At 71.2% G+C, this 18479-nt stretch carries 16 protein-coding genes and 4 pseudogenes; 11 read left to right on the forward strand and 9 right to left on the reverse strand.

The genetic code is table 11. The features are described from left to right. Positions 1-946 precede the first annotated feature (946 nt). On the reverse strand, positions 947-1960 hold the full coding sequence (locus tag VE546_RS04185; RefSeq protein WP_324918469.1) for a winged helix-turn-helix domain-containing protein: 1014 nt from the start codon (positions 1958-1960) through the stop codon (positions 947-949). Between the two features lie 836 nt (positions 1961-2796). On the opposite strand from VE546_RS04185, the gene VE546_RS04190 reads away from it, so the two are divergent. The 3 genes from VE546_RS04190 (at position 2797) to VE546_RS04200 (ending at position 5643) form a co-directional block, all read left to right on the forward strand. Then, positions 2797-3738, forward strand: coding sequence for a LysR family transcriptional regulator (locus tag VE546_RS04190; protein ID WP_324918471.1), 942 nt, complete (start codon positions 2797-2799; stop codon positions 3736-3738). A gap of 760 nt (positions 3739-4498) precedes the next feature. Continuing rightward, positions 4499-5176 (forward strand): hypothetical protein, encoded by a 678-nt coding sequence (locus tag VE546_RS04195; protein ID WP_324918472.1) that lies wholly within the window; start codon positions 4499-4501, stop codon positions 5174-5176. Between the two features lie 83 nt (positions 5177-5259). Then, positions 5260-5643, forward strand: a complete 384-nt coding sequence (locus VE546_RS04200; protein WP_324918475.1) for a peptidase inhibitor family I36 protein — start codon at positions 5260-5262, stop codon at positions 5641-5643. Between the two features lie 250 nt (positions 5644-5893). Here VE546_RS04200 and VE546_RS27930 read toward each other — a convergent pair. Together VE546_RS27930 and VE546_RS04210 are read right to left on the reverse strand one after the other, a co-directional pair. Further along, a pseudogene (locus tag VE546_RS27930) lies at positions 5894-6204 on the reverse strand (GNAT family N-acetyltransferase); the annotation flags it as partial. A 137-nt stretch (positions 6205-6341) separates the two neighbouring features. Next, on the reverse strand, positions 6342-7220 hold the full coding sequence (locus VE546_RS04210) for a LysR family transcriptional regulator (protein WP_324918478.1): 879 nt from the start codon (positions 7218-7220) through the stop codon (positions 6342-6344). Between the two features lie 83 nt (positions 7221-7303). Here VE546_RS04210 and VE546_RS04215 point away from each other — a divergent pair, with 83 nt between their 5' ends. After that, complete coding sequence (locus tag VE546_RS04215) at positions 7304-8029, forward strand: SDR family oxidoreductase (protein WP_324918481.1); 726 nt, start codon at positions 7304-7306, stop codon at positions 8027-8029. Between the two features lie 60 nt (positions 8030-8089). On the opposite strand, the gene VE546_RS04220 is transcribed toward VE546_RS04215, so the two are convergent. After that, positions 8090-8248 carry a hypothetical protein gene (locus VE546_RS04220; RefSeq protein WP_324918483.1) on the reverse strand — a complete coding sequence of 53 codons (159 nt, stop codon included), beginning with the start codon at positions 8246-8248 and terminating at the stop codon, positions 8090-8092. A 589-nt stretch (positions 8249-8837) separates the two neighbouring features. Here VE546_RS04220 and VE546_RS04225 point away from each other — a divergent pair. After that, positions 8838-9257: a hypothetical protein gene (locus VE546_RS04225; RefSeq protein ID WP_324918485.1), complete on the forward strand. Its 420-nt coding sequence runs from the start codon at positions 8838-8840 to the stop codon at positions 9255-9257. Between the two features lie 527 nt (positions 9258-9784). Then, entirely contained in the window at positions 9785-10498 is a 714-nt protein-coding gene (locus VE546_RS04230) for a S1 family peptidase (protein ID WP_324918487.1), read from the forward strand. Positions 10499-10645: 147 nt separating this feature from the next. Here the strand turns inward: VE546_RS04230 and VE546_RS04235 are convergent, their stop codons facing one another. The 5 genes and pseudogenes from VE546_RS04235 to VE546_RS04255 all read right to left on the reverse strand — a co-directional run. Continuing rightward, positions 10646-11104, reverse strand: coding sequence for a nuclear transport factor 2 family protein (locus VE546_RS04235; protein WP_324918489.1), 459 nt, complete (start codon positions 11102-11104; stop codon positions 10646-10648). A gap of 365 nt (positions 11105-11469) precedes the next feature. Continuing rightward, positions 11470-11598 (reverse strand): hypothetical protein, encoded by a 129-nt coding sequence (locus VE546_RS04240; protein WP_324918491.1) that lies wholly within the window; start codon positions 11596-11598, stop codon positions 11470-11472. A 710-nt stretch (positions 11599-12308) separates the two neighbouring features. Beyond that, positions 12309-13484, reverse strand: a complete 1176-nt coding sequence (locus tag VE546_RS04245) for an RNA polymerase sigma factor (RefSeq protein ID WP_324918510.1) — start codon at positions 13482-13484, stop codon at positions 12309-12311. A gap of 8 nt (positions 13485-13492) precedes the next feature. After that, the gene (locus tag VE546_RS04250) at positions 13493-13900 is read right to left on the reverse strand and encodes a YciI family protein (protein WP_324918494.1); all 408 of its coding nucleotides are present in this window, start codon (positions 13898-13900) and stop codon (positions 13493-13495) included. Between the two features lie 233 nt (positions 13901-14133). Further along, positions 14134-14315, reverse strand: a pseudogene (locus VE546_RS04255) (sulfite exporter TauE/SafE family protein); the annotation flags it as partial. Here VE546_RS04255 and VE546_RS04260 point away from each other — a divergent pair. The 5 genes and pseudogenes from VE546_RS04260 to VE546_RS04280 form a co-directional block, all read left to right on the forward strand. Next, positions 14302-14508, forward strand: a pseudogene (locus tag VE546_RS04260) (MerR family transcriptional regulator); the annotation flags it as partial. The pseudogenes VE546_RS04255 and VE546_RS04260 overlap by 14 nt on opposite strands. A gap of 391 nt (positions 14509-14899) precedes the next feature. After that, positions 14900-15103 (forward strand): cold-shock protein, encoded by a 204-nt coding sequence (locus tag VE546_RS04265; protein ID WP_324918497.1) that lies wholly within the window; start codon positions 14900-14902, stop codon positions 15101-15103. A 227-nt stretch (positions 15104-15330) separates the two neighbouring features. Beyond that, a pseudogene (locus VE546_RS04270) lies at positions 15331-16023 on the forward strand (IS5 family transposase); the annotation flags it as partial. A 261-nt stretch (positions 16024-16284) separates the two neighbouring features. Beyond that, positions 16285-17259: an alpha/beta hydrolase gene (locus VE546_RS04275; RefSeq protein WP_324918500.1), complete on the forward strand. Its 975-nt coding sequence runs from the start codon at positions 16285-16287 to the stop codon at positions 17257-17259. After that, the gene (locus VE546_RS04280) at positions 17259-18479 is read left to right on the forward strand and encodes an acyltransferase (RefSeq protein WP_324918502.1); all 1221 of its coding nucleotides are present in this window, start codon (positions 17259-17261) and stop codon (positions 18477-18479) included. Before VE546_RS04275 ends, VE546_RS04280 begins: the two co-directional genes overlap by 1 nt.

The raw sequence follows: 18479 nt of genomic DNA on the forward strand, positions 1-18479 counted from the left end.
CGTGATCCGGCGCGGGTCCGTCGGCCGGTTCTCGGCGGACCCTGGCGGGCAGGCCGGGTTCGGGTGCCTCCGCCCGGGCCCCGCCCCGTCCGGCGGCTGCGCCGCAGCCCGCGGTGCCGTGGCCGAAGGGACCTCCTGATGCACCACCGGGCGCCGCCCGGTGAGGGCGGCTGAACGAGTGGGGAACGGTCCGAGGCGGCCGAGCCGCCGCGGAAGCGCCCGTGCGAAGGCGCCCCCGCCGTACGGGGTGTCGGATGCCGACAGGCGGAGTCGGCCCGGGGGAGGAACCCATCCGTTGAAGGAGGAGACGTGTCCCCGTGCGGCAACGACACGGAGCGGCACCACCAGGACTTCTGAGGAAACGGCCTCTCGCTGCGTCTCTCGCGATCGCGGCATTGCCCGCGGCCGGCCATGGGGAGTCCGGCCGCGGGCAGTGCCCCGGGCAGCGCCGCCTCGTCCGCCGAGGCCGCTCCCAGTGCCGCGACCGACGGATGCGGCAAGGCCCCGACCCCGAGGGACGGCACGCACACGATCCGGAGCGGCGGCGTGAGCCGCAGCTTCATACCGGATCTCCCGGACGGCTGTGACCGCAACCACCCCCTACCGGTCGGTCCTCGGGTTCCACGGGTGGGGCGGCACCGCCACCGACGTCGCCACGGGCCGGACCGGGAGACCGGCACCTGGGCCTGCTGCGGTCTCAAGCGGCCGGCGGGCAACAGCACCCTCTTCGTCGCGCCCAAGGCATCGGCGACGGCCGGGCCGACGACGGCCGGCCGGGCCCGGACGGTGCCGTACCGGCCGAGGGCGCAGGGGCGTCCGAAGAAGAGCCTGGGCAACCTCTCGTCCCGTGCGGCATCGACGACCTCGCCGGACCGGTCCGTACCGCCTCAAAAGGTGCGGCATTCCGTATCCAAGGTGGTGCACCGCGGGACGTACTCCACGTCCGTCAGCCGGGCGGCGCGTGGGGCGGGAGTTCACCGCGGAGGAGTGCGGTGCCCAACGGGGTGAGGGTGTGTATGACCTGGGTGACGTCGCGTTGGCTGTGCGCGAGGTTGGCCTCTCGCAGGGCGGTGATGTGTTCGCTGGCCGAGGAAGCGGAGATGCCCAGGTGCCGGGCGAGTTCTCCGGTGGTCGCGGTGGCCTCCAGGGCGGCCAGCACGCGTGCGCGGGTCCGGCCGAGGAGGGTGGCCAGCGCCTTGGGGAGGCGGTCGCGGGTGACCGCCGGTACCCAGGACGGGGAATGGGCGACGGGGTAGACCAGGACCTGGGGCAAGGCCGGATCGGCCAGGGCAACGGGGTTCTTCCAGCAGAAGTGGGAGGGGATCAGCCGCACGCCGCGTCCGCCGAGGTGGAGGTCCCGGTCCTCGGGGTAGCTCACGTGCAGCACGGGCGGTCGCCAGTCCATCAGGGGCCGGAAGGAGTCCAGCAGTCCATGGACGCCGCGATCGCGCAGGACGCGTGTCCGCAGGGCCCGGTCGGCCTCGGTGGTCCTGGCCGCTCCGGTCCAGCCGGGCATGATGATCGTGCGATGCACCAGCCTGAACGCGGTGGCGACCTCCTCCATCCGGTGCCGCTCGCCCCCGGCGAGAGCGTGTGCCCAGCGCGGTAACGGGTGAGTGCCCGCCAGCCGGGTCAGCTCCTGGCGCACCAGCCGCCCGGGGGTGGCGTGCAGTGCCTCCAGCGCGGGCTCCAGTCCGTCGGCCGAAGCGCCGGGGGTCAGGAAGTCGGGCCAGTAGCCCGCCGAGGCGGGGGCCAGGGCGGTGAGCATCCGGACCGGGTCCGCCAGGTGTTCCTCCGCGAGTCTGGCGCGGGCACTGCGCCGCCAAGGGGCAAAGACCGGCAGGCCGCGCCGTGGTGCGGTCAGCTGGTGCAGGCCCAGCACGGTCTCCCAGACCGGATCCGGCTCCCGGGCCAGGCGGACGCGTGCCAGGTCCCCGTCCGTGAAATGGATGCGCAGCACATTGGTCTCCCGTGGGGTGGGCGGTACTGGAACACGCTTTCCGACCGGTGTGTTCCGGGATTACGCATCGTGCGACGGGCGCCGCCTGCGGGACGTGCCGGGCCGGCGGCTGCCCGTGCTCGTACGGCATGTGGCCTGCGTCCCACCCGCGGCCGACTCAGCCGATCGGCGTCGGGTTGCGTCCGCCTCGCGCCCTGAGGACGGTGCCGGACACGGCGGCGTGTGACGTGCGCGGGCCGTCGGCCGGGGAGTGGCTGCCGCTCGGATGGTCGTCGGTGCCGGGGCCAGGACGGCCGGAACTCCCGCGATCATTGCCGCGGTCCGGTACGCACGGGAACCCCCGCCGGGTGCTGTCGGGCACTCGTTCGCGGCACGGGGTGGCCGGCTCGTCCGCAAGCGTCGTTCCGGCGGGATGCCGTCCCCGGCCCCGGCGGTCCGGGGGCCCTGCCAGTGGAGAGCCTGGTGGGCGCCGGTGCTGGGCAGCGTCCGTTCGGTCCCGCCCGGCATGCCCTCGACGCCGCCGCCCGGCCTGGCGGTAAGGCCGGTACGAGGCACCGGCGCCGCGATGGCGGAGAGGCCGTCGGCCCGGGGAAGCAGGCGGGCAGCACAGGGCCCACGCCGGGAAGCAGGCGTGTCTTCAATCCGTCCTTCCGCATTCCGTCCTTCCGCCTCGGGTCACGGATGCCGCCGCCCGCCCGGTGGTCAGCCCGGCCGGCGGAGGGAGCGGTCACCACAGAGTCATACGGGGAAATCGTGTTTGTCAGCGATGCGGGTGATGAGAAAATGGGACTGATTGATGCAGCGGTCGCTATGGCCGCAGATGGGGGAGGGCTGCGGTGCCTGGTTCGACAGGGACGGCGGAGCCGAGTGTCCATCAACTGCGGTTGTTCCTGATGCTGAGCGAGGAGCTGCACTTCGGCAGGGCGGCGGCGCGGCTGCACATGACCCAGTCGGCACTGAGCCGCCAGATCCAGGAGCTGGAGAGGCGGCTGGGCGTCCTGCTGTTCTCCAGGGACAACCGCACGGTCTGTCTCACCGACGCGGGCAGTGCGCTGACGGTGGAGGCGCGCGCCACGGTGGGGGCGATGGACCTGCTGCGCGTCCGTGCCGGCCAGTGGGCCCGCACTCTCAGCGGACACGTGGTGATCGGGACAATTGGCGCGGAGGCGGCAATGCCCTACACCCACACGATCCTCAAGCGCCTTCGCGCCCTCCACCCCCAGATCACCGTTGAGATACGCAGCCTCAACTTCGCCGAACACTTCGCCCAGTTGCTCACCGGCGACATCGATGTCGCCTTCCTCCGGCCCCCGGTGCCGCCGGCCATCCAGGTGCTGGAACTGGCCACCGAACCCCGCGTCGCCTGCCTGACGGCCGGCGATCCCCTGGCGGAACGGTCCGAGGTCTCCCTCGCCGACCTAGCCGACCGCGTCTTCGTGGATGTCCCCCCGGAAGTGCCACGCGTGTGGTGGGACTTCTGGGCGGTGGACCCGCGCCCGGACGGCACTCGCGTGCGCTACGGCCCCGTCGCCTCCGACATGGAGGGGCTGCTGCTGGCCGTGGCCCGGGGGGAGGGGATGTGCTTCCTGCCCGCGGCGGCCCGGGACTTCTTCCCCCGCCCAGGGGTGCGCTACGTCGACGTGGTGGACCTCTCCCCGTCCGTTTCGGCCCTCGGCTGGTCGGCCCGGCACCGCTACCGCCCGTGCGTACAGGCCGTGCGGGAGGCCGCGGTCGCCGCCATGGCCGCCCCGGGGTGGGGACGCGCCCTGTCCCACTGAGCAGGCCGAGCGCCCCGTGCGGACCAACGGGAGCTCTCCTGCCCGGGGTGCAAGCGTGTGCAACTTCCGCGGCACACACGCTGAGGAACGGCCAGCGGTTCACAGGGCAAACGGGGATGCCTTGGAACGGCCGTGCTTGCCCCGGCCGGCTCGCGGACCAGGGCCAGGGTCGCGGTGGTGATCATCCAGGCGGGCTCCCCGCCCGTCGCCCCGGGGCCCGGCGGTCGCCCGGACGGCCGCGCTCGTACCACCGCCCACGACGCTGCGCCCTGGCCCAGGGGCACCGGACGGCCGGTGGTGTGCCGGCGCGGCGCCGGCCGCGCGAAAGCGGCGGGCATCCGGTAGGCGGCGTCCGCGATGACACCCGCCAAGTCCCGCACTGCAGAGACACAGGCGACGGTCTTCCCTCGTAGTGCCGACCAGCCGCTCAACGGCTCCAACGGCAGGCCGCCGAACGGGCGCGCGGACTTGACCCCTCGGCGGTGTGACGGAGGGACGAGCACTGGTGGACGCGGCTGGACACGGTCCGCCGCGCGCCTCATGCAGCCACACCGTCGTGGCCCGTACCACCGGGTTTCGGCCCAGACCGAAAAGGGGCGCGGATTTCCCCGCTGGTTGGCAAGCTGCAGTGCAGGGCCGAACCAGAGGGGGGAAGCGTCTGATCAGCGACCAGTCGACGAAAAGGGTCCGTGAGGGGCCGGCAGCGCGAATCCGAATACGGAAAGGGCCTGGGATGCGCCGAAAACACATCGTGTCGGGCGTGGTCCTGGTATCCGCGGGTGCGCTGCTTGCGATCACGTTCGTCGGTTCACCGCCGGGAGGATCGGTCAGGGCAACGCCTCGGCACAATGCCTCGGCCCTGTTGGATGCGGAACGCGTACTGCTCGAACGCTGTCTCAAGTCAAGAGGGTTTCCCTCCGTTGACCACCAAACGGTCAGGGAACTCCCCAGAGAGCGGCAGCGGGAGTTCGACCATGCGCTCAACGGCCCCGCGAACGCCAAGTCCGTATCCGTCCGTCTCGCCACCGGCTACACCGTCAGCCGGAGCACGTCCGGCTGCCGCTACGAGGCGCAGCGGAAGCTGTACGACGATTTCGCCCGCTGGTTCCGGGTCTCGACGATCGTCAACAACATTCCGGCCGAGGCGAACAAGAAGGCTTCAGGGGATCCCCGGTTCGCCGAGGCGAAGACAGCGTGGTCCTCCTGCATGAAGCACGCTGGGTACTCGGCCCGGGAACAGCTCGAACTGCGGGCCAAGCCCCCGAGCAAGGCCGCCAAGCGTACCGAAGTCTCCTGTGCGCGATCCTCAGGCCTGTCTGTGATCACCGAGCGCTACACAGCGCAGATCACCCGAGAGCACCGCGCTCAGATCAATGAGTACCGAGATCTGCAACAGGCCGCCTTGCGGAAGGCGGAGGAACTGCATCTCCTGCCCTGACCAGCGGCACCCACGAACTCCTGACCGGGGCGAAGCAGTCGTTCCGGCAGTTCTGTGCAACGCAGACCGAAGGGAAACACATCATGCGAAAGACCCTGGCATCCTTTGCCGCGGCCGGCAGTCTGGCCCTGGCGGCCGTCATGGCCCTGCCAGGATCCGCCCACGCGGCCCCGGACTGCAACTACGGCGACTTCTGTGCCTGGACCGACGCCAACTTCGAGGGTCAGCGCTTCAACTGGAGCGGCAATGACCACTGGTGGGAGGGCAACATCGCCGATGAGGACTCCTCCTGGGAAAACAACGGCATCCCGGGCTCCTACTCCTACGTCGGCGTGTGGGCGAGTGCGGGCGAGTCAGGAGGAATGACCCTCTGCCTGGGGCCCGGCGACGAGATCTCCCATAACGCCTGGGCCAACGACAGCGGCGACTCCCACTTCTGGTACAGGTACTTCGACTGCACGGACTGAGCCGCCACAGGATCTCTCTCCCCTCACGTGCCGCCGCCCGAGAGACGCTGGGCGGCGGCACAACGGGATGGGCGAGTCCCCTATGAACCGGTTCATGAATGCGGCGAGAGACGCCTCACTCCCTGAGCTGGGCGCATTCAGTCCCTACCGCAGCGTGGTCGGCAACGGACACACCACCGGCGCAGGATCGGGAACTCCCGGAGCCACCGGTTGGCCACCGCCGTGGTGCGGGGCCGCCCGGCGTCCTTGAACCACGACACGACCCGTTCCGCTCGCTCCACACACCGGGGGCCAGGTCTCCGTCGCCACTGCGGGACAAGCTGACATGGCCAACGAGACGGCCGTCGAGTTCGGCGACCCAGGCCCCCACAGGGAAGCGTGCGACAGCCACTCATCGGGCTGGTCGGGCCAGTTCACCGGGTAACCGTCACACTGATGGACTTCCGCGAGGACCCGAACGCACGCCTCGACATCGCCATCGGCCCGCCGCCGGACCCGGTGGCCTGGTCTCCCCGCAGCGGCCTCGGAGTTCTCGTTGTTCGCTCCGGGATGGAAGCACAGGCCACAGAGTTACCACCAGCCACTTTCGGCACACGCCCTAGCTGGACGCCTGGCGCCGTCGGAGCCCGCAACCGGATGGGTCGATTCCTCAGAGGGAGCACGCCCGAGCCGTATCGGGCGTACGGTGCGGCTGGCTTTCATTCGGCGGGCGCGGGCAGCGCGGTGTCGCGGAGTCTGATCGCTGTGCGGACGAGTGATGCGACCGCCGGTGAGTGACTGCTTGGCGGCCATGCGATCACCGTGGTGACGTCCGGCGCGTCGACGACGGGTATCGCGACGTGTTCGGGCCACTGCCAGGCACGGCTGGAGGCAGGGATGACGAGCAGCGTTCTGCCGAGCGCCACGAGCTGAGCGAGCTGCGACTGGGTGCGTACCTCCGGTCCGGGCCCGTCCGGGTAGGAACCGTCGAGCCGGGGCCATCGAGCGATCGGCAGGTCCGGCACGTCGCGGACATCCGCCAGCGTGAGCTGATCGCGTGACGCGAGCGGATGCGCCGCGGGGAGGATCGCGACCTGGCCTTCGACGTAGAGGTCCTCGGTGTCGAACCCGGCGAGGTCGTCGAACGGCCGGTGCATGAGTGCCACGTCAGCGCGCCCACCGCGCAGCAGCCCGGCCTGTTCGCCGACCTCGCACAGAAGGATTTCGATCGGTGCCGCACCGGGGTCGCTCGCAAGCGCGTCGAGGAGCCGTTGCAGCAGCTCGTGGGACGCTCCGGCCTTCGTCGCGAGCACCAAAGGCCGCCTCGGATCCCCGGCACGCCGCGTCCGGTGCGCAGCGGCCGCGACCGCGTTGAGGGCCGCCCTGGCCTCGCGGAGCATCACCTCGCCGGCATCGGTGAGCTCCACTCCACGACGGTCCCGGTCGAGGAGCCGGACGCCGAGCCGCCGCTCCATCCGGCGGATCGCGCGTGAGAGTGGCGGTTGTGTGATCCCGAGCCGGACCGCGGCGCGTCCGAAGTGCAGTTCCTCGGCGACGGCGACGAAGTACCGCAGTTCGCGGGTCTCGAGATCGTCCACGCGACCAGCCTACCGACTGATACCTGGTGGGTATCACAGCGGATTGAGTCGGTCTTGGACAGCGAGGGCGCGACTCGCGGAGCATGGACCGGGTGAACGACACGAAGACCGCGCTGGTCACCGGCGCGAACAAGGGAATCGGCTTCGCCATCGCACAGGGCCTCGGAGCGATCGGCTTCACGGTCGCGGTGGGCGCGCGCGACGACGCCAGGCGCGAGGAGGCCGTCGAGCGTCTGCGGGCCGCAGGCATCGATGCGTTCGGTGTCGCCCTCGACGTCACCTCCGACGACAGCGTCGCCGCAGCGGCGGCGACCATCGAGAGGACGGCAGGACGGCTCGACGTGCTCGTCAACAACGCGGGCATCTCCGGCCGGACCGACGGTGGCGTGCAGGACCCGACGACGCTCGATCTCGACGTCGTCCGCACCGTCCTCGACACCAACGTGTTCGGGGTCGTCCGGGTGACGAACGCGATGCTCCCGCTGCTCCGCCGCGCGGACTCGCCGCGCATCGTCAACATGTCAAGCAACATGGGCTCGCTGACCCTGCAGACCGGCCCGATCATGGCCGCCTACGCACCGTCGAAGTCGATGCTCAACAGCGTCACGGTGCAGTACGCCCGCCGACTCGCCGACACGAACGTCATCGTGAACGCCGCCTGCCCCGGCTACGTCGCCACCGATTTCACCGGCTTCAACGGGCCGCGGACACCCGAGCAGGGTGCTGCGATCGCTGTCCGGCTCGCCACCCTGCCGGATGACGGACCGCGCGGCGGCTTCTTCGACGACGAGGGCGTCGTCCCCTGGTAACCCCGAATGGACGGGAGTGATGGGGTCGGCCCGCACTGGCTCACTCCCCGAAAAGATCAATTACCGGTCGACGTACTGATGCGTGACAGCGTGCGCCGGTCCGACCCGGATCATGCTGACGTCGTGGCCGGCGTGTTGGTGGAGCCGGTCCTCCGGTTCGGCGTTGCGCAGTGTGAGGACCTGGAGCCGGTTGGCGTGGACGCGGATGGTGTTCTCCAACTCCCGCCCGGTGGGCACGTTGTCCGGGCGGTCTGCTTCTTCGTGTTACCTCAGGTCGTGTTGCGGCTGAGGGGGCGAATGTGGCGGGTGAGTGCTCCCAGTGGCCGGCGTTCTCGGCGAAGCCTGAAGGGACGCGGGTGATCTGCGCGCCCGTCTACGGTTGTTCCTCACCTTCCTGTGGCAGCGCGGCGCGCACGGGGACCAGGCTGCGCCGGGACGATGTCGGGGACTGGGAGGACTGACGCCGGCGCAGGGCCGACAACCCGGCGTGCGTCACCGGCGGCACCTGGGGCAAGGAACTGGCCGCGCTCAAGCTGCTCCACGACATCGCGGTCGCGCGGGACTTCGTGGCAGCCGGCCCGGACACGCCGGCCGCGTCGGCGGACGTGAAGATTCCAGAGGACGGTTTGCGAGGTGATGTCCGGTTCACCGTCGGCCTTGGGCGCGAGGTGCTGTCCGGTCCTTCGCGCCGGAGAAGGACGCGAAGCGGCCCGCCAGGGCTTCGTCAACAACCTCGGCGTCGTCGCCGGTATCCCCGGCTGAGCCGCAGCCTTGACCTCAACCTTGCTTCAGGTACAACACTCGGCACATGAAGACCGCAAACAGCAGCACCATTCTCTTCCGCAACACCATGCGCATCACCGACGGCCACCTCGACGGCTTCCGGCACGCCATCGCGCAGGCGGTGGCATTCGCTCAAGAGCACGGCCCCCAGCTCATGGTGGACGTCTTCATCGACGAGGAGCGGATGCTGGCGCACAGCTTCCAGCTCTACCGCGACTCCGATGCCATCCGCGCCCACTGGCGGCTGTCGGATCCGTACATCCGCGCGGTGATGGAGCACTGCACCGTGCAGCACTTCGAGGTGTTCGGCGCACCGGACCACGACATCGTGGCGGCCCTCAAGACCCCCGACGGCGAATCCTTCCCCTTCGCCGTCTCGCCCCGCCTCGCCGGCTTCAACCGTCTTGAGACGCCCGGCCGGAGCGAATCGCCCTCTCGGACGTGAAGTGGCTGACGCCGCGCGCCTTCCGGCTGCGGCACAACGTCGGACTGGGCGGAATGCCGTCCAGCGGGCTGGAGGACGAGGCGTGGCGGGGCCGCCGGGCCGGACGGGACAGCGCCTTCGCCGGCCTGCTGTACCCCTCCGGCCTGCGCCGCCGCGAGGGCGGCACCCTGCTGACCTGCGAACCGCCCCCGCTCGGCCGGCGGAATTGCTACGCGGGCAAGGCGGCCGGGCCGTCGCCGAACGGGCCGGCTGCACCTTCTGCGTCGGATGCCCGGCCCTCGTGCGGATCGAGGGCTACCGGGCGAGCACCCGGGCGCCGGCGGTGGTGCGGGCGCGCGTGTCCGGCGCCTGCGAGAGGTTGCCCGGCCTGCGGGTGGTGCGGGAGGTCAACCGGGCCGGGCGGGTGCGATGGGCGGGTCGGGACGGCCGTCGGCCTCGTCCACGGGCCGTGTGGTTGGCGGCTTTCGGCCTGACCATCCCGATGCGAGGAGGCGCATAATGGCAGGTACATGCCATAGGAGGTCGCCGTGAGTCCCCTGCGTTCCGAAAGACCCCTCCGAATCGTCGTCCGGGCCGTCGTCGCACTGGCGCTGCTCCTCGGCTGGTCCGCCGCCATCGGACCGGCCGCACAGGCCGGCCAGCCGGCGGAGCACCAGGCAGCCGTCGTGGTGCGCGGGGGCGACACCCTCTACAGCGCCGGCACCCGCTGCACCGTGGGCTTCAACGCCCGCTCCGGCTCCACGCTGTACGCGCTCGTTTCCGGCCGGTGCGCCCGGGCCGCCAGTACCTGGTACGCCGACCCGGCCCTGACCATCGTCGTCGGCGTCACCGCAGGAGTGAGTTTCCCGGGCAACGACTACGCGAGTATCCGGTACACCAATACGGCGGTCGCCTACCCGGGCGAGGTCTCGCTGGGCGCCGGCGCCGGTACCCGCGACATCACCAACGCGGCGAATCCCGTCATCGGGCAGTCGATCTGCCACGTCGGACGGACCACCGCATACCGCTGCGGGACCGTCCAGGCCGTGAACGTCACCGTCAGCTACGCCGAGGGAACCGTATACGGACTGTTCCGGTCCACCATCTGCTCCGAGCCCGGGGACACCGGCGGTCCGGCTTTCTCGGGCGGCACGGCTCTCGGCATCATCGTCGGCAGCAGCGGGAACTGCAGCTCGGGAGGCTTCACCTACTACCAGCCGGTGGTCGAGTGGCTGTCGGCGTACGGCCTGAGCGTCTACTGAGGCAGCAGAGCCGGGCCGGCCGAGTGCGCCACGGACGGCACGGCGATCAGCCGACCCCGTGCTCGAGCAGGAAACAGCCGGCTCCGCAGTGACCCCGCCCTGACCCGCAGTCCCGTCGTCGTTTCGCCGGACGGCCGCCCGCACCCTTCACGGGGTGCAGGCCTCGGCGATCGACAGGCTGTTCTCGTAGAGGTGGTGCCGGGTGATCCGGCCGTCCTCGACGGTGAGGCGCAGCGCGAACGGGCCCGCGAAGGACTTTCCCGTCGCGCGTACGGTCCCCGACAGGTGCCCCATCAGAACGGCGTCGACGCCGTCGACGAGAAAGGTCTCCACGGAGGCGCGCGCGTCCTCGGGCACGGTGTGCTCCATCAACTCCGTGAACTGGGCGGCGCATTCGGCAGCGGTGGACCGCGGACGGATCCACGGGACGGCGGGGTTCTCGGCGAGCAGCCAGTCGACCTCTTCGGCGAAGAGCTCAACGAGCCGCCCGGTGTCCCCGGCCAACCGGGCGGCAAGGAACTCCTGCACGACGGCCCGGGTGGCCTCGGCGACGGAATTCACGGTGGTGACTGGAATCGCCGTACTGGTGGTGGACGTGACGGACATGAGGCTCTCCCTGCGGCTGCGGCCGGATCCCGGCGGGGGTTCCCGCCGATGTGCCTGATCCTGCCGGGGGAGGGGGGATCGGTCGATTACCCCGAGGGTAATGAGTGGCCGATGCCGCACCTTGCCGGCTGTGGCATGCGCGGCCACCGCGATCTCGGCCTCAAGGGCGCCCGTCGAGGGAAGAAAGTCCGCACCACCGTCCGGGACGACGGGCATGAGCGGGCCGATGGCCCACTCAGGCGCGGCTTCACCGCGTCCCGTCCGAACGAGCGGTGGGTGGCTGGCCGACTTCACCTACGTTGCCACCCGGTCCGGGATCGTCCACGCCGGAGAGCGATGGCACTCGGGGTGGTCGGCGCTCTCGTTCAGGCCCAGGAGCAGATCCTCGCCTGGCTCGCCCCGCCCTCGTAGGGCTGGACTGTCTTGATCCGCCGGATGGACGAGGTGAGGGCGGTACGGGGAAGAAGGCGGCGGTAGCAGACCCCCTTGTCCACTGCCGTGGCCTGCGCAGATACCGGCTTGGCGCGTCCGGGTGAGAAGACCTCGCAGAAGACCTGGGAGAAGACCGCGCTCGTGCCGCCCGCGCGCGGCTGGCGCTTCCCCTGGCTTCGAAGACGAGCACCTCTTGACCGCCTTGAAGCCGACGGTGGTCAAGGGGGTGCTCGTCGATGGTTTGACTCCGTACGTCGGAGAGGGTTCTGGCACAGCTTCTGTGAAGTCGACCGTCGCGGCGGCTCACCGACGGTGCCCTGTCCGGAGCCGCGCAGGTCAGCTGTGTGGCCCAGAACCAAAACGGAGGCGCTTCCTCTTCGCACCACAGAAGTTGTGCCAGAACCTCGGAAGGACAGCACTTCGACACCGGTTCGGGAGACACGAGGCGGCCGGCGGTTGGTCGGAATGTTCACCGGGGTGAGGAGGTGAGGTACGGGAAATCCCGGTGAGATCGATCTTGCCGGGTCTGCCTGCTTCGCGGGAGCTTCGAGCCGGCGGGGAACGGCGCCGGCGCGCAGTTCCCCCGGAGCCGGGATGTGGTTGCAGAGCGTGCCCGGGGAGACGCGCGGCAGCTTGGCGATCGAGGTGATCGAGCGGCCGGGGCCGGGCAGCAGGTCCCGGGCGGCCCGGACGACTTCCTCAGTGGCGACGGTGGGGCCTCCGCCGACCCGGCCACGCGCCCGGTGCCGCGGGAAGATCCGGGCACGGCCTGTCAGCGACGCCGGCGGGCGTTGAGCCGGGCGGCCTGGCGCGTCAGGTGGTCGCGCTCGGCGAGGTTGGGTGCCTGGTGGGCCGCCTCGGCGTACAGCCGTGCCGCCGTCGCCAGGTCGCCGTCGCGCTCGTGGAGGTACGCCGCCACCGCGGCGTGGCGGGGCAAGGGGTGTTCCCCGCTGGGAGAGCTCGGGGAAGAGGCGTCCAGCGCCGCGAGCGCCGCCAGGCCGGCGCGCGGTCCGTCGGCCTCCCCGACGGCGACCGCGCGGTTGAGCCGGACGATGGGGCTGTCGGTCAGGCGCGTGAGCTCGTCGTACCACTCGACGATCTGCACCCAGTCGGTCTCCTCGGCGGTGGGCGCGTCGGCGTGCAGGGCCGCGATGGCGGCCTGGGCCTGGAACTCGCCCAGCCGGTCGCGGGCGAGGGCGGCCTGCAGGATCCCGACGCCCTCGGTGATCAGCGCGGTGTCCCACCGGCCGCGGTCCTGCTCGGCGAGCGGCACCAGGCTGCCGTCGGGCGCGGTCCGGGCGGCGCGCCGGGCGTGGTGGAGCAGCATGAGGGCGAGCAGCCCGGCCACCTCGGGGTGGTCGATGCGGGCCGCGAGCTGCCGGGTGAGCCGGATGGCCTCGGCGGCGAGGTCCACGTCGCCGGAGTAGCCCTCGTTGAAGACCAGGTAGAGGACGCGCAGCACGGTGGCGACGTCGCCGGGCCGGTCGAAGCGCACGCCGGCCACGGTGCGCTTGGCCCGGCTGATGCGCTGCGCCATGGTCGCCTCGGGCACCAGGTAGGCCTGGGCGATCTGGCGGGTGGTCAGCCCGCCGACGGCGCGCAGCGTGAGCGCGACCGCCGATGCCGGGGTCAGCGACGGATGGGCGCACAGGAAGTAGAGCTGGAGCGTGTCGTCCGCCGCGGGCGTCGGCCCGGGCGCCGGCTCCTCCTTGAGGCGGTCCTCACGCCGGCGGCGGGCGGTGTCGGCGCGCATCGCGTCGAGGAACTTGCGCCAGGCCACGGTGACCAGCCAGCCCTTGGCGTCCCGTGGAGGGTCGGCCGGCCAGACGCGGAGCGCCTCGACGAGCGCGTCCTGCACGGCGTCCTCGGCCGCCGCGAAGTCGGCTCCGCGGCGGACGAGGACGGTGAGCACGCTCGGCGTGAGGCTCCTGAGCAGGACCTCGTCCATCGGTGACGTCACTCCGTGATGGTGGGCGGCGCGGTCAGGAACGGGCGTACCTCCAGCCACTCGTGGATCGGCTTGCCGCCCGCCCCGGGGGCGGCCGACAGCTCCCCGGCCAGCTCGACGGCGCGCTCGTAGCTGTCGACGTCGATGATCATCCAGCCGGCGATGAGGTCCTTGGTCTCCGCGAACGGCCCGTCGGTGACCGGCGGGCGCCCCTCACCGTCGTAGCGGACCCACGCTCCCTCGGGGGCGAGCGCCTGACCGTCGACGAACTCGCCGGTCCTCTCCAGCCGGGCCGCGAAGTCGTTCATGTACTGCACGTGCGCCGAGATCTCCTCCGGACTCCACTGGTCCATCGGCACGTCGTTGACCGGAGCCGGGGCACCGCGGTAGTGCTTCAGCAGCAGGTACTTGGCCATCGTGGTTCTCCTCGGTGCTCGTACGACCCATTGTGGTCGCGTTCACCCCGGGGACGGAGCCGGACGCGGGTTCTCGACATCGCCGTCCGGATTTTTTGGGCTCTCGTGGATGAGTCCGGGTGAGCCGTCCCGCGGTGTCCGGGTCCACGGTGTGGCGCGAGGACGAGGGCTTGGAGGATCGGCACTGACTGAGATCAATCTCACCGGGACTTCCTGTACCGCACCTGCCCATGCCTGAAGACGCGCGGGCCGGGAACGGCGAAACCCCTGATCACGGCGCCGACGACGGCTCCGGACACGGTACCTGCGATCAGCAGGAGGGTCCGCGGTCCCCGAGACGCCCGTCCCGCCAGGAGCGCACGAGGGCAGCGGGGCCGGCCACGGCGGTGTGGAGCGGGTTCGTCGGTGTCACCGCCGCTGTCCTACGGGGCATCGGCGAGGCCGGGCTCATCACCCCTCTGCGGTCCGGGGGCGGGCGCTGTCGCTACTTCCGCTACCGGTTGCGCATCGCCGCGCGCGTCCGTGACCTCGTCGACCGGGGTAACCCGATCGAAGCCGCCTGCCGCATCGTGATCCTTGAAGGCCGGCTCGCGGAGGTTCTGCGGATCAAGGGAGCTGCGCCGATCGGGGACCTGCCCGGGCCGGTCCGCCTGGGTCCGGTGGAGGGCTGTCCTCCCCGGTGCGGGAGTGTTCCGGTGCGCGGAGGTGGAAAACCGCATCGCTCTGTGAGGGGGTCCGGCCGGCTGCCGCCCCGCGGGTTCCGGACCGCCGTGGGGGGAGGCCGGAAAAGTTCTCCGCCCGCTGCGGCGCTTCCCGTGCTAGTGTCGATGTCAGTTGCAGTTGTGGTTCCCAAAGACTTACAAGTGCCCCCACCGGCATCCTGTGCCGTGGGAGCACTTTCTTGTTTCCGGTGCTTTTTCCGGGCGGGGCAATCATCGCGGCGACTTTCGGGGCCGCGCAGTGCGGTCTTGGACACTGCCCCGTTATAAGGAGACAGGCATGGCTACTGGCACCGTGAAGTGGTTCAACAGCGAAAAGGGCTTCGGCTTCATCGAGCAGGACGGTGGCGGCGCCGACGTCTTCGCCCACTACTCGAACATCGCCACTCAGGGCTTCCGTGAGCTCCACGAGGGCCAGAAGGTGAGCTTCGACGTCACGCAGGGCCAGAAGGGCCCGCAGGCGGAGAACATCGTCCCGGCCTGACGCCCGACGCCTGGCGTATCTGAGAGCCGGGGCCCGCACCGTGGGGTGCGGGCCCCGGCTCTTCGCCTTTCCAGGCCCCGGCCCGGTGTGATCTGCCGGCCTCGTGTCGGTCGGTCCGTGGCGTGATGGCCGGCTCGGGACGTCGCGTTCCCGCCGGTGGACGGGCATGGAGCAGTGGCCGGTCGTCGGGCTGAGGCGGTGCCGGGCGGCCGTGTGGCTGTCGTGGTGACGACCGAGCTGCCCTGCGGGGAATCGTCCACGTGCTGCGCAAGGGCGTGAGCTGGGCTGATGTACCCACGGAGCGGACCGGCTGCAGCGGGGTGACGGCCTGGCGGCGGCTTCGGGAGGGGACCGGGGCGGGAGTCCGGCCCCGTCTGCACGAGGCCCTGCCGGCCGAGCCGCGCACAGCGGGGCTGCTGGACCCGGACGACGCGGCGATCGACGGCTCACGCGTGAGGGCCCTCACAGGGGGGCTCACACCGGACCTTCGCCGGTCGACCGGGCTCGCCCGGACAGCAAGCACCACCTGATCACCGACCGGCACGGAACGCCCCTGGCGGTGTCCCTGGCAGGCGGAAACCGCCACGACGTCACCCGGCTCATGCCCCTGCCGGACGCGATCCCGCACATCTGCGGGACTCGCGGCCCCCGGTCACCGGCCCAAGCGCTTGTTCGCCGACCGCGGCTACGACGACACGTACCGCCGCTTCCCGCGAGCCCGGGGCATCACCCCGAAGATCGCCCGCAAGGGCACCGCTCACGGTTCGGGCTTGGGCAAGACCCGCTGGGTGGTCGAGCGCACCTTTGCCTGGCCCCACCGGTTCAAACGGCTGCGGACCCGCTACGGGATACGCGCCGACCTCCACCTCGGCCTGCCCCAACTTGCCTGCGGCATCGTCTGCTCGCGCCGACTCCGAACGTCATTCTGCAACGATCAGTCACTCGCCTGGGCTCCACGACCTGCAAGGCGGCCGTGCCCGCTGCTGAATCTTCGCCCATCGTCCCGGCGCCCCCGCCCCCCAGCCCTGCGGGAAACCCCCGCCCACCCCGGGGGGTCAGCACCTAATCCACCCCCTACCCGGGTATCACTGCCGACTTGGCTCCCCGGGGTGACGCCCCACCCCCCACCGTCTTCCTACCTTCTCGCCGTCACCACGGACGAGACGGAGGGAGAGGGACGGATGCGTCGCTTCAGGAAGACTCTGATCACCGCCCTACTGACCGCACTGCTGGTCGGCGGCACGGCAGGCCGGGCCTCGGCGAGCACCGAGAGCCCGCTGAGCGGTCCGCCCCCCGGTACTGCCGCCTGGCTGGCGGACGACTCCCTGGGCAAGGAACTACCGGATCCCACCACGGCCAGCCCGTCCGAAGTGGCGGCCTTCTTCGCCGGCCTGACCGGCGCTCAGCAGCGCAGACTCGTCGAGGACCACCCCACCGTGGTGGGCAACCTCGACGGCGCCCCCGTACACCTCCGTTACGAGGCCAACGCTCCCGCAGGCGACCAGGTCCTGGCGTACGACCCGCGCGGCCGCGGCCTGATCGCGCACGTCGCGGGCGACCTGGAGAACGCCGCCCACGTCGCGGTGATCGTCCCCGGCTCGGACATCGACATCTCGACGTTCGACCGTACGGCACAGCAGGCCGCCGACCTTCAGGAGGAGGCGGGCGACGACACGGCCGTCATCGCCTGGGCCGGCTACACCACCCCCTCCGGTATCGGCCTGGACCTGGCGACGGGCCGGCTCGCCGAGACCGGCGCCGAGCGCCTCACCCGTTTCACCGACGGCCTGGACGCGGTGGGCCTCCCCGCCCCCTCCTTCTTCTGCCACAGCTACGGCTCGGTGGTCTGCGGCCTCGCCGCCTCCGACACCGACGCGAGCGACATCGTCGTCATGGGCTCGCCCGGCATGCGCGCCGACGACGTCACCGCACTCGACACCGATGCCCGCGTCTGGGCGGCGAAGTCTCCGGACGACTGGATCGATCGCGTCCCCAACGTCGAGGTCCTGAGCCTGGGCCACGGCGCGGACCCCACCTCGCCCGGATTCGGCGCGACCGTCCTGCCCGCCGACGACGTCCCGGGGCACGACGAGTACTTCACCCCCGGCACCTCCACCTTGACCGCGTTCGCGGCGATCGCCGGCGGAGACCTGTGATGACGAAGACCCCCACGAAGCTCGCGAAGCTCACCGCCCTCACCGCCAAGATCGACGACCGGACCCCCGCCCACCGCGACCGCGCCATCGACGGCCTGCGCGCGTTGGCGCTCCTGGCCGTCCCGACCGGCCACTGGCTGCTCGGCGGCTTCACCCTCGACACCGGCGGCCTGCACAACACCAGCTCGCTGGCCACCTTCGGCCAACTGGCCCCGGTCAGCTGGATTCTCCAGATGCTGGGCATCTTCTTCCTGGTCGGCGGCTACTCCTCGTACCTCTCCTTCCAACGCCGCAAGGGCTCGACCCGCCAATGGACCACCGGCCGCCTCAAGCGCCTGGGCCGCCCGGTCCTCGGCGTCACCGCCGTGTGGGCGCTGCTCCTGCCGACCCTGCACTACGGTCTCGGCGTCCCGACCGCCACGTTGCACACCGCATCGACCCTGGTCGTCCAGCCCCTGTGGTTCGTCGGCGTCTACGCCGTGATCACGGCCCTCACCCCGTACTGTGTCCGCGCCTCGCAGCGTCTCGGCTTCTGGGCCGCGGCCCCGCTGCTCGGCTCCGTCGCGGTGGTCGACTTCCTCCGCTACGGGCCTTGCGCGGACGCCATGCCGTCCTGGCTGAGTCTGCTCAACCTGCTTCCGGGCTGGATGTTCGCCTACCAACTGGGCGTCTCCTGGGCGGACAAGCGGCTGGGCCGACGTGAGGCGTGGCTGCTGCTCGCGGGCGGCGCGGCCCTGTTCGCCGCCCTGCTGCTCGCCTTCCACTACCCGGCGTCGATGGTGGGCGTGCCCGGCGAGGCCCGTACCAACTCCCACCCGCCGTCCCTGCTCGTCCTCGCGCTGGCGGCCGTCCAGTCCGGTGCGGCGATCCTGCTGCGCGACCGGCTGGCCCGGCTGCTCCGGCGCCCCGCCCTGTGGGCCCCGGTGGTGATCATCAACCTGTCGGCGATGACGATCCTGTGCTGGCACCAGACGGCGATGCTCGCCGCCGCGGTCCCCGCCTCGTACTTCGGCGAAATCCCCGGCCTGACCACCGCGCCGGACACGGTCGGATGGATCCTGGCGCGGCTGGCCTGGATGCCGCTCTTCGCGGGACTGCTCGTGGCGATCGCGAAGTTCGTCCGGCCCCTGGAGGCCCCGTGGGACCGCGTCGGCACGGTCCGCCGCGCGGTGGCGGGCGTCCTGGCGGCGGGCTTCGTCTACTTCGCGCTCGCGGTGTGA

Origin of the sequence: Streptomyces sp. (assembly GCF_035644915.1) — a bacterium.
In the GTDB taxonomy this organism is placed as follows: Bacteria; Actinomycetota; Actinomycetes; order Streptomycetales; family Streptomycetaceae; genus Streptomyces.

What these genes read in the sequence shown, in the direction of transcription:
- VE546_RS04265 (WP_324918497.1), top strand. Translation starts at nt 14,900, where the DNA reads ATGGCTACTGGCACCGTGAAGTGGTTCAACAGCGAAAAGGGCTTCGGC.
- VE546_RS04275 (WP_324918500.1), top strand. Translation starts at nt 16,285, where the DNA reads ATGCGTCGCTTCAGGAAGACTCTGATCACCGCCCTACTGACCGCACTG.
- VE546_RS04200 (WP_324918475.1), top strand. Translation starts at nt 5,260, where the DNA reads ATGCGAAAGACCCTGGCATCCTTTGCCGCGGCCGGCAGTCTGGCCCTG.
- VE546_RS04280 (WP_324918502.1), top strand. Translation starts at nt 17,259, where the DNA reads ATGACGAAGACCCCCACGAAGCTCGCGAAGCTCACCGCCCTCACCGCC.
- VE546_RS04215 (WP_324918481.1), top strand. Translation starts at nt 7,304, where the DNA reads ATGGACCGGGTGAACGACACGAAGACCGCGCTGGTCACCGGCGCGAAC.
- VE546_RS04250 (WP_324918494.1), bottom strand. Translation starts at nt 13,900, where the DNA reads ATGGCCAAGTACCTGCTGCTGAAGCACTACCGCGGTGCCCCGGCTCCG.
- VE546_RS04235 (WP_324918489.1), bottom strand. Translation starts at nt 11,104, where the DNA reads ATGTCCGTCACGTCCACCACCAGTACGGCGATTCCAGTCACCACCGTG.
- VE546_RS04225 (WP_324918485.1), top strand. Translation starts at nt 8,838, where the DNA reads ATGAAGACCGCAAACAGCAGCACCATTCTCTTCCGCAACACCATGCGC.
- VE546_RS04245 (WP_324918510.1), bottom strand. Translation starts at nt 13,484, where the DNA reads ATGGACGAGGTCCTGCTCAGGAGCCTCACGCCGAGCGTGCTCACCGTC.